Below are 14,904 nucleotides of genomic sequence, written 5' to 3' on the forward strand. Positions count from 1 at the left end.
TGGCTCGCCCCACACTGTCGGTCAGCGTCTGTCAGGTGCCGGCCGGGGCATCCGGTACCTGGGGTAATGCGGCGCCCTTCGGCCACAACATCCAGATCTGCCCCTGCTGCTTCATATTCCCTGCCAGTTCGCCTGCGGCCGCCCCTGTGCCCCAGAACAAGTCTGCGCGCACTTCGCCGGTGATTGCGCCGCCGGTATCCTGCGCGGCGACGGGGCGCACGATCGGCGCACCGTCCGGGCGTGTGGTCGACAGCCACAACAGGCTGCCCAGCGGAATCACCTTGCGATCCACCGCCACGCTGTAGCCGGCGGTCAGCGGCACGTTCAGCGAGCCGCGAGGGCCTTCGTTGCTGTCGGGGCGGGCGCTGAAGAACACGTAGCTGGGGTTGCTCGCCAGCAGTTCCGGAATGCGCTGCGGATGCGCCTTGGCCCAGGCGCCGATGGCACCCATGGTCACGTCTTCTTTCTTCAGCTCGCCTTGCTCCACCAGCCAGCGGCCGATGGGGCGGTAGGGGTAGCCGTTCTGGTCGCCATAGCCGATGCGCAATTGGCGCCCGCCTGCCAGTTGAATCCGCCCCGAACCCTGGATCTGCAGGAACTGCAGGTCCATCGGGTCAGTCAGCCATGCGATCGGCTTGGCGGTGGAGCCTTGGCCGTTGATCGTGCTGGCGTCGTCATACGGCTTGAGTACACGACCTTCCAGGCGGCCGCGCAGGCGCTTGCCCTTGAGTTCCGGGTAGATGCTTTCGAGGTTGACGATGATCAGGTCGTCCGGCACGCCGTACACCGGCACATGGGCGGTGGGGGTTTCGGTCAGGCTGCCGGGGTAGACGGGTTCGTAGTAGCCGGTGATCAGGCCGTTCGGTGTGTTGTCGGCCGAGCGCAGGCCGAATACGTCCAGGCGTTCCTTGAGAAAACCGCGAACCGCCGCGGCATCGCCTGGCACCGCCGTTGCCGCCGCGCAGGTCGCGCCCCACACCGGGTCAGCCTTGAGGCGTTGGCAGGCGCTGCGCCAGGACTCAAACCCGGCCAGCAGTTCGCTGTCGGACACCGCCGGCAGGGCTTCCCACGGTGCGTTCACATAGGTGGCCACCGCATGGGGTTTGATTGTTTCATCTTTGTGCGTGTCCTTGCCCGCATCGCAGCCGGCCAGCACCGCGATCATCGGTAGAGCCCACGCCAGACGGCGGCTCCAGGGTTTCAAAGCGATATTCATACAAGCAATTCCTGAAGCGATTGCCCGTGCGTCGACGCGTTTGGGCAACCCTTATCGTTAATAGGGCTATTGGTCTTTGCGGGTGGGGCGAGGATACTGGCCGCCGTTTCCCGTGACCTCGAAGCCACCATGACTTTTAAAAAACTGACTGTTGTACTGCTGGCCTGCCTGGCGCTGTCCGCCTGTGGCGGCGTTGATCCGAATTCGCCCCTGGGCCAGCGCAAAGCGATCTTCAAGCAAATGCTCAAGACCGGCGAAGACCTGGGTGGCATGTTGCGTGGGCGCATCCCGTTCGACGGCGCGAAGTTCGCCGAAGGCGCGGTCAAGCTCGATGCGTTGTCCCATGAGCCATGGAAGCATTTCCCGAGCGTGCGTGAGGAAGACCACACCAGCGCCAAGGACGACGTCTGGCAAAAACAGGCGCAATTCCAGCAAATGGCCCGCGACCTCGAAGCGGCCACCGGTGAATTGGTGATCGCAAGCCAGGTGCAGCCTTACAAGGCCAGTAACCTTTCGCCTGCAGTGCAGAAAGTCGAAGATGCCTGCAGCGCCTGTCATAAGCAGTTCCGGGACCACTGACCGGTTTACTGGTCGAGTTCTTCCACCGCATCCTGCAGTGCTTTGCGCGACTCGGCCAGTTTGTCCTTGCGTTTGTTGATCTTGTCCGCGTCGCCTTTTTTCATCGCCTTGTCGAGGTCGGCCTGACGGCGGCTGACGTCATGCTTGGCGTCGAGCACTTTGTTTTCGCGTTCCTTTTTCAAGGTCGCGTCGTTGCAGTTGGCCGTGACTTCACTCAGGGCTTTCTCCAGGCCGGCTTGTTGTGCGCTGTCGCCATGGGCCTTGGCCTGTTCGATCTGGGTGCTGATGGCCTGGCGCTTGGCGGCGCAGCCGGTCAGCGGGGTTGCTTCTTCGGCTGCCAGCAGCGGCGTCGCCATGAAGCATGCGACGGTCAGCAGGGCAAAAGGGGCTAAAAATTTCATATGGAGCTCCAAAGTCGCAATCTGATGGCCGGGTCGGGTTCAAAACCCGTCTATTCCGGCCACGCGTAGTGTCTCAGCCAAAGCCTGTATCTGCGGGTCGCGAAAAAAAGCGCTGAGTTGCGCCGCGCGGCCCGGGCCGATGCCATCCAGGGCCAGCCAGGCTTGGGTGTCCTTGGCAACCAGCGCCTGCCAGTCGCCTTCCAGGTTATTGCGTGCCGCAGGCGGTACACCCAGGGCTTTGAGCCATTGAGCGAAAGGCCGTTGCCGCGCGCTTTGGATACTGTCGAGCACCCGCGCACGGCTGCGATCGCCGAAGCCCTCAATGTTAGCAAGCTCTGCCGCATCGAGGGTCAACCAATCGAGGAAGCCTGCGATTAGACCGGCCTGGATCAATACGTTCCACGTCTCCCGGCCCATATGCGGCAGGCCCAGGCCCTGGTTGCCGCTCAACCAGGTCAGGCGCGACAGCAACTGTTCTTCGCAGCCAGGGTCCAGTTGCCAGCAACTCAGGGCGTGAAAGTCCCGGGCGTTGGGGACTTGGATGTCCACTCGGGTCTCGTTGCGCAGGACCACCTCGTCCAGTCGCGGGATGACCTGGCCGGCGAGGCTGATGGCGACCTGGTCGCCGGGACGGATATCCAGGGTTTTCCAGCGTTGCAGGGAGCCGGTGCTGACGCGGCTGATCTGCCGGTCGTCCAGGCGCACCGGTTCGAGTTCCAGGATAGGGGTGATGCGCCCGGTGCGGCCGATGTTGAACTGCACCTTGCGTACCAGTGCGAGAGCCTTGGCGGCGGGGTATTTCCAGGCGACTGCCCAGTAAGGCGCACTGACCTGCCAGCGCTTGGCGGGTGCGCGCGTGGCCTGGTGCAGCACGACGCCATCACTGGCAAAAGGCAGTGGATGGTTGTACCAGTAGGTGCGCCAGCGGGCGGCGCCGACGATGTCCTGGATGGGCCGGCTGTAGCGTTGGCTGTCGATGAAGCCCCAGCCTGCCAGGGTGGCCAGGCGCTCGGTGAAGTCCGCCGGGCCATCGGGCCAGGCCCAGACAAACAGACCGATCCCGGCGGCCTCGGCGTCGCTCAACCGTCGACGATTCATCAAACCGGCCACCTTGCTGCGCGCATTGAGCCCGCCCAGGCTTGATTGCACATGGTCGTCGAGACGCCAATAGAGCTCACCTTGCAGCACCAGGTCGATGGGCTCCGGCAGTTGCTGGACGATACCGGGGATTTTTTTCGCGCAGGCCGACCAGTCCTGGCCGAGCAAGCCGTCGCCCCGGCTGATCACTTGGTGCAGGCGCCCCTGGCGGTACACCAGGGTCACGGCGACACCGTCGACCTTGGGCTGGACCCACACATCTTGGCGAACCTGGAGCCATTCGCCGACGGCGTGTTCGTCGAGCAATTTGTCCAGGCCCGTATGGGCCACCGGGTGCGGCGAGGTGCCCCGTGAGCTGGCCAGAGGCTTGTCGGCCACCGCCGCCGGTTGCGGGAAACACCGTTGCCAGTGAGCCAGGCGCTGGCGGGCCTGGTCGTAGAGTTCGTCGCTGATGGGCGAATGGCCGAGCCGGTGGTAACTGTCGTCCCAGAGGCTGATTTGCCGAGCCAGCGGGCCGATTTGTGCCCGTGCGTCATCGGGGCACTCTTCAGCCCTGGCCAACCCGGTTAGAACACTGAGTAAAAGAACGATCAGCAAGCGCATCGGGAGCATCCTTGCTCGGTAAGGGGCGTTCAGCCTAAGGGATCTTCGCGTGTCTAGTCCTGAAATAGGTTTACACCTATTTCAGTCTCAAAACGCCCGGTGCACCGCATCGGGCGTTTTGTATTTCAGGGAGAAATGCGGTCGCTCCCCGTTGTAGATCCGCACCGACTCATCCACCATTTTTACTGCGTCTGCCAAGTCTTTGGGGCGATGTAGCAAAAATTCAGTTTTCAAAATCCCGTTTATCCTCTCGGCCATCGCGTTCTGATAACAATCATAACCGTCGGTCATTGAGCACCTGATCCCGTGCTTGATGTGCATCCGCTGGTATAAGTCGGAGCAGTATTGGGCGCCGCGGTCTGAGTGATGGACAAGCGGCTCCTTGGAGCTTCGCTGGCTAACCGCTTTCTGCAGCGCTTTGATCACCGATTCCGTATGCAGGCTTTCATGCACATGATGACCTACGATCTTGCGTGAGTACGCGTCCGTTATCAGGCTGACGTAGGCGACACTTTCCCGCGTTGGTAGATAGGTAATGTCTGCGACCCAAACCTGTTCGGGCCTGCTGGCTACGACTTGTTCCGGACCTGCTTTGAGCAGGTTTGGATGGCGGCGAAAACGATGATGGCTATGAGTGGTTTTATGGTAGGCCCGCTTGCGTGGAACGAGCGCTCGCGCCTCTCTCAAGATGGCAAACAGGCGGTCTCTGCCGACACTTAATGCCGCACCAGCCTCAATGCTCATCAGGTAATGCAGCTTACGCGTTCCTAGCCTGGGTTGGCGTCGACGCTTTTCCAGAACAAAGTCCACCACTTCCTGGTCCTGGCGGACTCGGGCATCAAAAACTCGATTGCGTTTGTAATACGCTTGACGCGAAATACCCATGAACAGGCAAGCCCTGGTAATGCTCAGGTTTTGGATTTGCCCTTGCGAGAGGACTTGCCGGGTCGCTTTTTTACGATGGAAACACCGTAGTCATTTTTCAAGACATTCACGACAGCCTCAAAGAACTGGGCTTTCTGATTGCTCAGTGCCAGTTGCTCTTCAAGCTCTTTGATCCGCTGTTCGGGTGTTAGCGGGAGGTTGGGGTCGGTCATTGGCTTGCTCCGCGGCGCTCGAATTGATGCGCCTTGGCTCCAGTCCTGTCGGCCATGCTTGCGTAACCAAACCAGTACCGTGGACCGGCCCTGAATGCCAAAGCGCCGTTGAGCCTCTTTATAACTTAACTCGCCTTTTTCGACTTGGTCTACGACCGATAATTTAAAAGCTAACGTGTAGTCGCGCTGGCTGCGCCTTTTGCCCGTATCCATTGAGTCCTCCTGAAGATAGGTCAGAAGGCGTAAACCTTATTCAGGACGGGACAGCGCCCACAAAAAAGCCCCGACAGAGCGGGGCTTTTTACCGGGTGTTTCTGCTTACTTGAACAGACCACCCAGGGCTTTCACGGCATCGTTGTTTTCTGCCTTGGCCTGCTGCTTTTGCTGCTTGGCATCGACGTTGGCCTGGGACTCGGCGAGTTTGTTACAGCCTTTGTTGACCTGCTCCAGCGCGGCTTCGAAGGCCTTCACTTTCAACGTGTCATTCTTGGCATTGGCCGCGTCGATCTTGGTTTGCAGGTCTTTGGCATGCTGCTGGCAGTCGCCGGAGTTGCCGCCACCGAGCTGGGAGCTCAGTGCGCCACTCAGTGCGCTCAGGTCGGCGGCGTTCACCGGCAGGGCAAACAGGCTGAGCAGCAGGGCGGCAGGGGCGAGCTTGGAAATATGCATGAAAACCTCAATGTCCGATTGCCTGCGCGCTGATGAGTCCCGGGCCGGCGCAGTGCAATATCCAGAATAAGGTGGAGGGCCCGAGAGGGCGCGGATTCTAGTGGGCCATTATTTAGCCTGCAAGGTTTGGATCCAAAAAATGTGAACACCGACGCGAATCGCCCGACAATAAAAAGCCCCGCCGGGCGAACCCGGCAGGGCTTTGGGTAGCGCAAGCGATTACAGGCCGGCAGCGATACGCAGGTCGTTGGCGCGGTCGGTTTTTTCCCAGGTGAAGGTGGTGAAGGTGTCGTCGCCGACCGTCTTCTGCGCCGGGGTACGGCCGAAGTGGCCGTAGGCCGCGGTTTCCTGGTACATCGGGTGCAGCAGGTCGAGCATGGTGGTGATCGCGTAAGGGCGCAGGTCGAAGATCTCGCGCACCAGTTTGACGATCTTGTCATCGCTGATCTTGCCGGTGCCGAAGGTGTTCAGCGAGATCGACGTAGGCTGGGCCACGCCGATGGCGTAGGACACCTGAATCTCGCAACGCTCGGCCAGGCCAGCGGCGACGATGTTCTTGGCCACGTAGCGACCGGCGTAGGCCGCCGAACGGTCAACCTTGGATGGGTCTTTGCCGGAGAACGCGCCACCGCCGTGACGGGCCATGCCGCCATAGCTGTCGACGATGATCTTGCGCCCGGTCAGGCCGCAGTCGCCCACCGGGCCACCGATGATGAACTTGCCGGTCGGGTTGATGTGGAACTGGGTGTCCTTGTTCAGCAGTTCAGCCGGCAGCACGTGCTTGACGATCAGCTCCATCACGCCTTCGCGCAAGTCGGCGTAGGAAACGTCCGGGTTGTGCTGGGTCGACAGCACGACAGCATCGATACCGACCACTTTGCCGCCTTCATAACGGCACGTCACCTGGGACTTGGCGTCCGGACGCAGCCACGGCAGCAGGCCGGATTTGCGGGCTTCGGCCTGGCGCTGCACCAGTTGGTGCGAGAAGGTGATCGGCGCTGGCATCAGCACGTCGGTTTCGTTGCTGGCGTAGCCGAACATCAGGCCCTGGTCGCCGGCGCCCTGGTCTTCTGGCTTGGCGCGGTCGACACCCTGGTTGATGTCCGGGGACTGCTTGCCGATGATGTTCATCACGCCGCAGGTCGCGCCGTCGAAGCCGACGTTGGAGCTGTTATAGCCGATGTTGGTGATCACCTCGCGGACGATATGCTCCAGGTCGACCCAGGCCGTGGTGGTGACTTCGCCGGCGATGATCGCCACGCCCGTTTTCACCAGAGTCTCGCACGCCACACGGGCGAACTTGTCTTCAGCAATGATGGCGTCCAGCACCGCATCAGAAATCTGGTCGGCGATTTTGTCCGGATGCCCTTCAGACACGGACTCGGAGGTGAAAAGGGAGTATTCGCTCATCTCGATGTTTTCCTGATATTTACCGATGGTGAGTGTCGCCAGCCGGTCGCTGAAAATGGCGGACCTGGATCTGGAAACCATTACGTAAACCTACATAGAGGCTTTCCCCGGGAACGAGTCCCGCAGCGGTGGCCCAACGGGCCAGATCGTCCTGTTCAAAACCCAACCAGAGATCACCGCAGGCCTCCCTGGCCCAATTCTGGTTGTGGCTGCATAAATCTGTAACCAGCAAGCTACCGCCGGGTTGCAGCAAATTCGCCATCTGCTTGAGGGCGTCGGCGGGGGCGGCGAAATGGTGCAGGACCATGTTCAGCACCACGCAATCGGCCCGCAGGCTGGTGTCATTCAGGGCATCGGCCAACTGCAGGCTGACGTTGCCCAAGGCCTCGCGCTCGCACAGCTGGCGTGCCAGTTCGAGCATCGCCGGGCTGTTGTCCAGCGCCGTGACCTGTTGAAAGCGGCGCGCCAGTTCCGGCAAAAAGCCGCCATCGCCAGGCCCGACTTCCAGGGCCGTCGCTTTATGACTGAAGCTCAGCTTGTCCAACAACGCCAGTACACTTTCGCGATATTGCGGCAAGCCGGCGATCAGGTCTTGCTGGGCGCGAAACTTCTCGGCGACCCGTGAGAAAAAGTCCTGGCTGGCCGCCGCGCGCTGCCCGTGAACCTGGCCGATGCGTGATTGCACGTCGCCGGGCAGGCTCAAGTTGTCCACTTCTTCCAGCAGCGCGCTGTGCAGCTTGCCGCCGAGCAACTCGGTGTGGGGCAGGGCGCGGCGGTAAAAAATCGCATTGCCTTCGCGGCGGGTGGCCACCAGGTCGGCCTGGGCCAGGACCTTCAAGTGATGGCTCATGCCCGATTGGCCGATGGCGAAAATCTGCGCCAGTTCCAGCACGCCGAAGGAATCGTTGGCCAGCACCCGCAAGACGTTCAGGCGCAACGGATCGCCAGCGGCCTTGCATAAGGCAGCCAGTTCATCGCCATCGTCGGGACGCAGGGAGGGCACGGGTAAGTTCATAAGGCCAGCAGTCTAGTGACGGGTGGAAATCATCGCAAGGCCAATATCAAAAAGTTTTGATATTGGTCGATAAGTGGCGGTTATAAGCGAGCGCTATTCCCGTTAGACGAAGCGGCGGCAGGGTTCTGCAGGCGATTGCCGCGCAAACCACAGGAAAAACGCCCTCAAGTGACTATCTGTCATTGCCCGCAGGCGGTGGCTGAGGGAAAATGCCGGTCCTTTTTTCCGTTTCTTTTATTCAACCCTCAGGAGAACAGCGATGCCCAGCCGTCGTGAGCGTGCCAACGCCATTCGTGCCCTCAGCATGGATGCCGTGCAAAAAGCCAACAGCGGCCATCCCGGTGCCCCGATGGGCATGGCGGATATCGCCGAGGTACTCTGGCGTGACTACCTGAAACACAACCCGACCAACCCGTCTTTCGCCGACCGTGACCGCTTCGTGCTGTCCAACGGCCACGGCTCGATGCTGATCTACTCGCTGCTGCACCTGACCGGCTACGATCTGACCATCGACGATCTGAAAAACTTCCGCCAGTTGCACAGCCGTACCCCGGGTCACCCGGAATTCGGCTACACCCCAGGCGTCGAGACCACCACCGGTCCCCTGGGCCAAGGCCTGGCCAACGCCGTCGGTTTCGCCCTGGCTGAAAAAGTCCTGGGCGCGCAGTTCAACCGCCCCGGCCACCACATCGTCGACCACCACACCTACGTATTCCTGGGTGATGGCTGCATGATGGAAGGCATTTCCCACGAAGTCGCTTCCCTGGCCGGTACCTTGGGCCTGGGCAAGCTGATTGCCTTCTACGACGACAACGGCATCTCCATCGACGGCGAAGTCGAAGGCTGGTTCACCGACGACACCCCTAAGCGTTTCGAAGCCTACAACTGGCAGGTGATCCGCAACGTCGACGGCCACGACCCGGAAGAAATCAAGACCGCCATCGACACCGCCCGCAAGAGCGAGCAGCCGACCCTGATCTGCTGCAAGACCACCATCGGTTTCGGCTCGCCGAACAAGCAAGGCAAAGAAGACTGCCACGGCGCCCCGCTGGGTGACGCGGAAATCGCCCTGACCCGTGAAGCGCTGAAGTGGAACTACGGCCCGTTCGAAATCCCGGCCGACATCTACGCCGAATGGGATGCCAAGGAACAAGGCCTGGCCACCGAAGCCGAGTGGGACCAGCGTTTCGCCGCCTACTCCGCCGAATTCCCGGAGCTTGCCAATGAGCTGGTACGCCGCCTCGCCGGTGACCTGCCTGCCGACTTCGCGGAAAAAGCCTCGGCCTACATCGCCGAAGTCGCGGCCAAGGGCGAGACCATCGCCAGCCGTAAAGCCAGCCAGAACACCTTGAACGCCTTTGGCCCGCTGCTGCCTGAGTTCCTCGGCGGTTCGGCTGACCTGGCCGGTTCCAACCTGACCCTGTGGAAAGGTTGCAAAGGTGTCTCCGCCGAAGACGCCAGCGGTAACTACATGTACTACGGCGTGCGCGAATTCGGCATGAGCGCGATCATGAACGGCGTGTCCCTGCACGGCGGTCTGGTGCCTTACGGCGCGACCTTCCTGATGTTCATGGAATACGCGCGCAACGCAGTGCGTATGGCCGCGCTGATGAAGAAACGCGTGATCCACGTGTACACCCACGACTCCATCGGCCTGGGCGAAGACGGCCCGACCCACCAGCCGGTCGAGCAATTGACCAGCCTGCGCACCACGCCGAACCTGGATTGCTGGCGCCCAGCCGACGCGGTCGAATCCGCCGTGGCCTGGAAACACGCGATCGAGCGCAAGGACGGCCCTTCGGCGCTGATCTTCTCCCGTCAGAACCTGCAACATCAGGTTCGCACTGACGCGCAGATCGCTGACATCAGCCGTGGTGGCTACGTGCTCAAGGACTGCATCGGCGAGCCGGAGCTGATCCTGATCTCTACCGGTTCCGAAGTCGGCCTGACCGTTCAGGCCTACGACAAGCTGACTGCCCAGGGCCGCAACGTGCGCGTGGTGTCCATGCCTTGCACCAGCGTGTTCGAAGCCCAGGACGCCGACTACAAGCAATCGGTATTGCCGCTGCAGGTCAGCGCGCGTATCGCCATCGAAGCGGCTCACGCCGACTACTGGTACAAGTACGTGGGCCTGGAAGGCCGCGTGATCGGCATGACCACCTACGGTGAGTCGGCGCCGGCACCAGCCTTGTTCGAAGAGTTCGGTTTCACCCTGGAAAACATCCTGGGTCAGGCTGAAGAGCTGCTGGAAGACTAAAAGCGCGAACGCGGTGGCCAACTGGCTGCTGCACACAGATGTGCGGTGGCGACTGCCCATCGCACCCACTGTAGGAGCGAGCTTGCTCGCGAAGAACGAGAGAGCGCCGCGTCAAACCAGAGACGCTGCGTTATCGTTGACGATCTTCGCGAGCAAGCTCGCTCCTACATTGGTTAGATGGTTTGTGTCGCCCACACTGCGAGAACCCCATGCCCCAACCGCGTCCTTACAAAGTTGCACTCAACGGCTACGGCCGTATTGGTCGTTGCGTCTTGCGTGCTCTGTTCGAGCGAGGGGCGGCGGCCGGGTTTGAAATTGTCGCGATCAACGATTTGGCCGACATGGCCAGCATCGAATACCTGACACGCTTTGACTCCACCCACGGCCGGTTCCCCGGCGAAGTGCGGGTGGAAGGCGATTGTCTGCATATCAAGGGCGACTGCGTGAAAGTGCTGCGCAGTGCCACCCCCGAGGGCATCGACTGGGCGGCGCTGGGCGTCGACCTGGTGTTGGAATGCTCCGGTGCCTATAACACCCGTGCCGACGGCCAGCGTTTTCTCGATGCCGGCGCGCCGCGTGTGCTGTTTTCCCAGCCGATGGCCAGCGAGGCGGATGTCGACGCCACCATCGTCTACGGCATCAACCAGGATTGCCTGACTGGCGCTGAGCGGCTGGTGTCCAACGCTTCCTGCACCACCAATTGCAGCGTGCCGTTGTTGCGCCTGCTGGACCAGGCGATCGGCGTGGACTACGTGTCGATCACCACCATCCACTCGGCGATGAACGACCAGCCGGTGATCGACGCGTATCACCATGAAGACCTGCGCCGCACGCGTTCGGCGTTTCAGTCGGTGATTCCGGTGTCCACCGGTCTGGCGCGTGGCATCGAACGGCTGTTGCCGGAACTTGCCGGGCGAATTCAGGCCAAAGCCGTGCGGGTGCCGACGGTGAACGTTTCATGCCTGGACATCACCATGCAAACCGTCAGCGACACCGATGCGGTGGAGGTCAACCGGATTCTGCGCGACGCCGCCACCAGCGGCCCGCTCAAAGGTTTGCTGGCCTACACTGAGTTGCCCCACGCCAGTTGTGATTTCAACCATGACCCGCATTCGGCGATTGTCGATGCCAGCCAGACCCGCGTTTCCGGCCCGAGGCTGGTGAATATCCTGGCCTGGTTCGACAACGAATGGGGGTTTGCCAACCGAATGCTGGACGTCGCAGAACACTATCTGCAAACAGCCTCTCCAAAACTTTAGCCTCAGGAATTGCCACCCATGACCGTGTTGAAGATGACCGACCTCGATCTGCAAGGTAAACGCGTACTGATTCGCGAAGACCTCAACGTCCCAGTCAAGGACGGTGTTGTCACCAGCGATGCGCGAATCCTGGCCTCGCTGCCGACCATCAAGCTGGCCCTGGAAAAAGGTGCGGCCGTGATGGTCTGCTCCCACCTGGGTCGTCCGACCGAAGGTGAGTTCTCGGCCGAAAACAGCCTCAAGCCTGTGGCCGATTACCTGAGCAAGGCCCTGGGCCGCGACGTGCCGCTGGTGGCTGACTACCTCGGCGGCGTCGACGTGAAAGCCGGCGACGTCGTGCTGTTCGAAAACGTGCGCTTCAACAAGGGCGAGAAAAAGAACAGTGACGAACTGGCCCAGCAATACGCCGCCCTGTGCGACGTGTTCGTGATGGACGCCTTCGGCACCGCCCACCGCGCCGAAGGTTCGACCCACGGCGTGGCCAAGTTCGCCAAGGTCGCTGCCGCCGGCCCGTTGCTGGCTGCCGAGCTGGACGCGCTGGGCAAGGCCCTGAAGGCGCCGGCCCAACCAATGGCGGCCATCGTGGCCGGTTCCAAAGTCTCCACCAAGCTGGACGTACTCAACAGCCTGAGCCAGGTCTGCAACCAGTTGATCGTCGGCGGCGGCATTGCCAACACCTTCCTGGCCGCAGCCGGTCACCCGGTGGGCAAGTCGCTGTACGAGCCGGACCTGCTGGACACCGCTCGCGCCATCGCGGCCAAGGTCAGCGTGCCGCTGCCGGTGGACGTGGTCGTGGCCAAGGAATTTGCCGAAAGCGCTGAAGCCACCGTCAAACTCATCGATGACGTGGCCGCTGACGACATGATCCTGGACATCGGCCCGCAAACCGCAGCCAACTTCGCGCAATTGCTGAAAGCCTCCCGGACCATCCTGTGGAACGGCCCGGTCGGTGTGTTCGAGTTTGACCAGTTCGGCAACGGCACCAAAGTGCTGGCCAAGGCCATTGCCGAAAGCTCGGCATTCTCCATCGCTGGCGGCGGCGACACCCTGGCGGCCATCGATAAATATGGCGTTGCCGACCAGATCTCCTACATTTCCACCGGTGGCGGCGCGTTCCTCGAATTCGTCGAAGGCAAAGTCCTGCCGGCGGTTGAAGTCCTGGAAAGCCGAGCCAAAGGCTGAGGCAGATCAGGAAAAGGAGCATTCCCATGATCAAGTCGTTGGCACTGGTGATCGCAGCGGGCCTGTTGGCCGGCTGCGGCAGCACGCCGAGCGCGGCGCCGGCACCTGGAAAGGCGCTGCCGGCGCAGAAAAAAAGCTGCTACCAAGCCGATTGGCAAGCCGAGACCATGCCGGTGATCAACAAGCGCATGGGCAACGAACGGCTGGAGAAATACGACTCTGCGCCCAACGGTCAGGAACAGGGTTGCCCTTGAAGGGTCTGATCAACTAACCGACTGCAACGCAGGCCCAAGGCCTGCGTGCGAGGATTGGCAATGAAAGGCGTTTTCGCCCTGGTAGCACTGGCGTTACTGGCCGGTTGCAGCAGCATGAACATGTTCAACAAGGCAGAGCCTGCCGACAAATGGACGACCTGGACCTGCGACAGCAAGGCCGAGGTCAACTGGCGCTTTGCCAACCCGGCCCGCACCGAAGTGGATGTCCGCCTCGGCGGCTCGACCCAGGTTTACCGCCTCAAGCAGGACGTGGCGGCATCGGGTGTGCTCTACAGCAACGATCAGTTGGCGTTTCACACAAAAGGTGAGGAAGGCCTGGTTTACTGGGTGGCCACCGACGATTTGATCGGACGTGGCTGCAAGGCCCAGTAAAAGAACACGGTCTCAACATTAATGAGATCCCAATGTGGGAGGGGGCTTGCCCCCGATAGCGTTGGGTCAGCCACCCGCGATGTCGACAGGTAAATCGCCATCGCGGGCAAGCCCCCTCCCACATTGATCCGGTTCCAAAGTGATACAGGCGGTGAACCGGATAGTGAAAAAACGATTCAGCAGGCCAGGTATGCAAAGCCTGACCGGCAATAACTTGAATAGCAGCCGCCGCTACGGCAGGCTTGCACGATTAACGACCCTCGACCGGGAGAGACAACACAATGGCACTTATCAGCATGCGTCAAATGCTGGACCACGCAGCCGAGTTCGGCTACGGCGTCCCAGCCTTTAACGTCAACAACCTTGAGCAGATGCGCGCCATCATGGAAGCCGCTGACAAGACTGACTCCCCAGTGATCGTCCAGGCTTCGGCCGGTGCGCGTAAATACGCCGGCGCCCCGTTCCTGCGTCACCTGATCCTCGCCGCGATCGAAGAATTCCCGCACATCCCGGTGTGCATGCACCAGGACCACGGCACCAGCCCGGACGTGTGCCAGCGTTCCATCCAACTGGGCTTCAGCTCGGTAATGATGGACGGCTCCCTCGGCGAAGACGGCAAGACCCCGACCGACTACGAGTACAACGTGCGCGTCACCCAACAAACCGTGGCCATGGCTCACGCCTGCGGCGTCTCGGTTGAAGGCGAGCTGGGCTGCCTGGGTTCCCTGGAAACCGGCATGGCTGGCGAAGAAGACGGCATCGGCGCCGAAGGCGTGCTGGATCACAGCCAGATGCTGACCGACCCGGAAGAAGCCGCCGACTTCGTCAAGAAGACCCAGGTCGACGCCCTGGCCATCGCCATCGGCACCAGCCACGGCGCCTACAAGTTCACCAAGCCGCCTACCGGCGACGTGCTGGCCATCGACCGCATCAAGGAAATCCACAAGCGCATCCCCAACACCCACCTGGTGATGCACGGTTCTTCCTCGGTGCCGCAAGAGTGGCTGGCGATCATCAACCAGTACGGCGGCGACATCAAAGAAACCTACGGCGTACCGGTTGAAGAAATCGTCGAAGGCATCAAGTACGGCGTGCGCAAGGTCAACATCGACACCGACCTGCGCCTGGCATCCACCGGCGCGATGCGTCGCCTGATGGCCACCAACCCGAGCGAATTCGACCCACGTAAATTCTTCGGCGCCACCGTGACTGCGATGCGCGATGTGTGTATCGCACGTTATGAAGCGTTTGGTACTGCGGGCAATGCTTCGAAGATCAAGCCGATCTCCCTGGAAGCGATGTACCAGCGTTACCTGAAAGGTGAGTTGAACGCTAAGGTGAACTGAGCCTCAAGCGTTTAAAAAGAAGCCCGCAGCGATGCGGGCTTTTTTTGCGGCTGGAATTTGATCAGCTTGCAGGCGCGTAGGACCAGCACCGAGTCCTAAGGCTACACAGGGGAACGGCGTTTACC

At 61.3% G+C, this 14,904-nt stretch carries 14 protein-coding genes; 7 read left to right on the forward strand and 7 right to left on the reverse strand.

Annotated features, from left to right (window positions below; translation table 11 throughout):
- Nucleotides 1–31: 31 nt before the first annotated feature.
- Complete coding sequence (gene mltA / locus ACVWZP_RS22870) at nt 32–1,216, reverse strand: murein transglycosylase A (RefSeq protein WP_046381782.1); 1,185 nt, start codon at nt 1,214–1,216, stop codon at nt 32–34.
- Between the two features lie 129 nt (nt 1,217–1,345).
- Between mltA and ACVWZP_RS22875 the strand changes: the two genes are divergently transcribed.
- A complete protein-coding gene (locus ACVWZP_RS22875) occupies nt 1,346–1,795 on the forward strand; it encodes a c-type cytochrome (RefSeq protein ID WP_017844962.1) in 450 nt (149 codons plus the stop codon).
- Nucleotides 1,796–1,800: 5 nt separating this feature from the next.
- On the opposite strand, the gene ACVWZP_RS22880 is transcribed toward ACVWZP_RS22875, so the two are convergent.
- The 6 genes from ACVWZP_RS22880 to ACVWZP_RS22905 form a co-directional block, all read right to left on the reverse strand.
- On the reverse strand, nt 1,801–2,196 hold the full coding sequence (locus tag ACVWZP_RS22880; RefSeq protein WP_017844961.1) for a DUF1090 domain-containing protein: 396 nt from the start codon (nt 2,194–2,196) through the stop codon (nt 1,801–1,803).
- A 39-nt stretch (nt 2,197–2,235) separates the two neighbouring features.
- Complete coding sequence (ligB, locus tag ACVWZP_RS22885; RefSeq protein ID WP_457370179.1) at nt 2,236–3,897, reverse strand: NAD-dependent DNA ligase LigB; 1,662 nt, start codon at nt 3,895–3,897, stop codon at nt 2,236–2,238.
- Nucleotides 3,898–3,984: 87 nt separating this feature from the next.
- Nucleotides 3,985–5,207, reverse strand: a protein-coding gene (locus ACVWZP_RS22890) for an IS3 family transposase (RefSeq protein WP_167379478.1) whose coding sequence is annotated in 2 segments (ribosomal slippage) — nt 3,985–4,856 and nt 4,856–5,207 — 1,224 coding nt in all. Because the reading frame shifts where the segments join, the coding sequence is not laid out codon by codon here.
- Between the two features lie 105 nt (nt 5,208–5,312).
- Nucleotides 5,313–5,663 carry a DUF1090 family protein gene (locus tag ACVWZP_RS22895; protein ID WP_046381785.1) on the reverse strand — a complete coding sequence of 117 codons (351 nt, stop codon included), beginning with the start codon at nt 5,661–5,663 and terminating at the stop codon, nt 5,313–5,315.
- A gap of 219 nt (nt 5,664–5,882) precedes the next feature.
- Nucleotides 5,883–7,073, reverse strand: a complete 1,191-nt coding sequence (gene metK, locus ACVWZP_RS22900) for a methionine adenosyltransferase (protein WP_017844958.1) — start codon at nt 7,071–7,073, stop codon at nt 5,883–5,885.
- A gap of 19 nt (nt 7,074–7,092) precedes the next feature.
- Complete coding sequence (locus tag ACVWZP_RS22905) at nt 7,093–8,088, reverse strand: ArsR/SmtB family transcription factor (protein ID WP_026139787.1); 996 nt, start codon at nt 8,086–8,088, stop codon at nt 7,093–7,095.
- A gap of 259 nt (nt 8,089–8,347) precedes the next feature.
- On the opposite strand from ACVWZP_RS22905, the gene tkt reads away from it, so the two are divergent.
- The 6 genes from tkt to fba all read left to right on the forward strand — a co-directional run bounded on the left by tkt (nt 8,348) and on the right by fba (nt 14,779).
- Nucleotides 8,348–10,345 (forward strand): transketolase, encoded by a 1,998-nt coding sequence (gene tkt, locus ACVWZP_RS22910; RefSeq protein WP_017844956.1) that lies wholly within the window; start codon nt 8,348–8,350, stop codon nt 10,343–10,345.
- Nucleotides 10,346–10,554: 209 nt separating this feature from the next.
- A complete protein-coding gene (gene epd / locus ACVWZP_RS22915; protein WP_017844955.1) occupies nt 10,555–11,604 on the forward strand; it encodes an erythrose-4-phosphate dehydrogenase in 1,050 nt (349 codons plus the stop codon).
- Between the two features lie 18 nt (nt 11,605–11,622).
- Nucleotides 11,623–12,786, forward strand: coding sequence for a phosphoglycerate kinase (locus ACVWZP_RS22920; RefSeq protein ID WP_017844954.1), 1,164 nt, complete (start codon nt 11,623–11,625; stop codon nt 12,784–12,786).
- A 26-nt stretch (nt 12,787–12,812) separates the two neighbouring features.
- Nucleotides 12,813–13,040 carry a hypothetical protein gene (locus ACVWZP_RS22925; protein ID WP_017844953.1) on the forward strand — a complete coding sequence of 76 codons (228 nt, stop codon included), beginning with the start codon at nt 12,813–12,815 and terminating at the stop codon, nt 13,038–13,040.
- Between the two features lie 60 nt (nt 13,041–13,100).
- Nucleotides 13,101–13,433, forward strand: coding sequence for an MliC family protein (locus ACVWZP_RS22930; protein WP_046381786.1), 333 nt, complete (start codon nt 13,101–13,103; stop codon nt 13,431–13,433).
- A 281-nt stretch (nt 13,434–13,714) separates the two neighbouring features.
- Nucleotides 13,715–14,779 carry a class II fructose-bisphosphate aldolase gene (gene fba, locus ACVWZP_RS22935; protein ID WP_003177554.1) on the forward strand — a complete coding sequence of 355 codons (1,065 nt, stop codon included), beginning with the start codon at nt 13,715–13,717 and terminating at the stop codon, nt 14,777–14,779.
- Nucleotides 14,780–14,904 lie beyond the last annotated feature (125 nt).

Source organism: Pseudomonas sp. TE36184, from assembly GCF_054060055.1.

Excerpts from the sequence above, each read along its gene's own strand:
- ACVWZP_RS22895 (WP_046381785.1), bottom strand. The coding sequence starts at position 5,663 with ATGCATATTTCCAAGCTCGCCCCTGCCGCCCTGCTGCTCAGCCTGTTT.
- ligB (WP_457370179.1), bottom strand. The coding sequence starts at position 3,897 with ATGCGCTTGCTGATCGTTCTTTTACTCAGTGTTCTAACCGGGTTGGCC.
- mltA (WP_046381782.1), bottom strand. The coding sequence starts at position 1,216 with ATGAATATCGCTTTGAAACCCTGGAGCCGCCGTCTGGCGTGGGCTCTA.
- ACVWZP_RS22930 (WP_046381786.1), top strand. The coding sequence starts at position 13,101 with ATGAAAGGCGTTTTCGCCCTGGTAGCACTGGCGTTACTGGCCGGTTGC.
- ACVWZP_RS22925 (WP_017844953.1), top strand. The coding sequence starts at position 12,813 with ATGATCAAGTCGTTGGCACTGGTGATCGCAGCGGGCCTGTTGGCCGGC.
- metK (WP_017844958.1), bottom strand. The coding sequence starts at position 7,073 with ATGAGCGAATACTCCCTTTTCACCTCCGAGTCCGTGTCTGAAGGGCAT.
- ACVWZP_RS22905 (WP_026139787.1), bottom strand. The coding sequence starts at position 8,088 with ATGAACTTACCCGTGCCCTCCCTGCGTCCCGACGATGGCGATGAACTG.
- tkt (WP_017844956.1), top strand. The coding sequence starts at position 8,348 with ATGCCCAGCCGTCGTGAGCGTGCCAACGCCATTCGTGCCCTCAGCATG.
- ACVWZP_RS22880 (WP_017844961.1), bottom strand. The coding sequence starts at position 2,196 with ATGAAATTTTTAGCCCCTTTTGCCCTGCTGACCGTCGCATGCTTCATG.
- ACVWZP_RS22920 (WP_017844954.1), top strand. The coding sequence starts at position 11,623 with ATGACCGTGTTGAAGATGACCGACCTCGATCTGCAAGGTAAACGCGTA.
- epd (WP_017844955.1), top strand. The coding sequence starts at position 10,555 with ATGCCCCAACCGCGTCCTTACAAAGTTGCACTCAACGGCTACGGCCGT.
- fba (WP_003177554.1), top strand. The coding sequence starts at position 13,715 with ATGGCACTTATCAGCATGCGTCAAATGCTGGACCACGCAGCCGAGTTC.
- ACVWZP_RS22875 (WP_017844962.1), top strand. The coding sequence starts at position 1,346 with ATGACTTTTAAAAAACTGACTGTTGTACTGCTGGCCTGCCTGGCGCTG.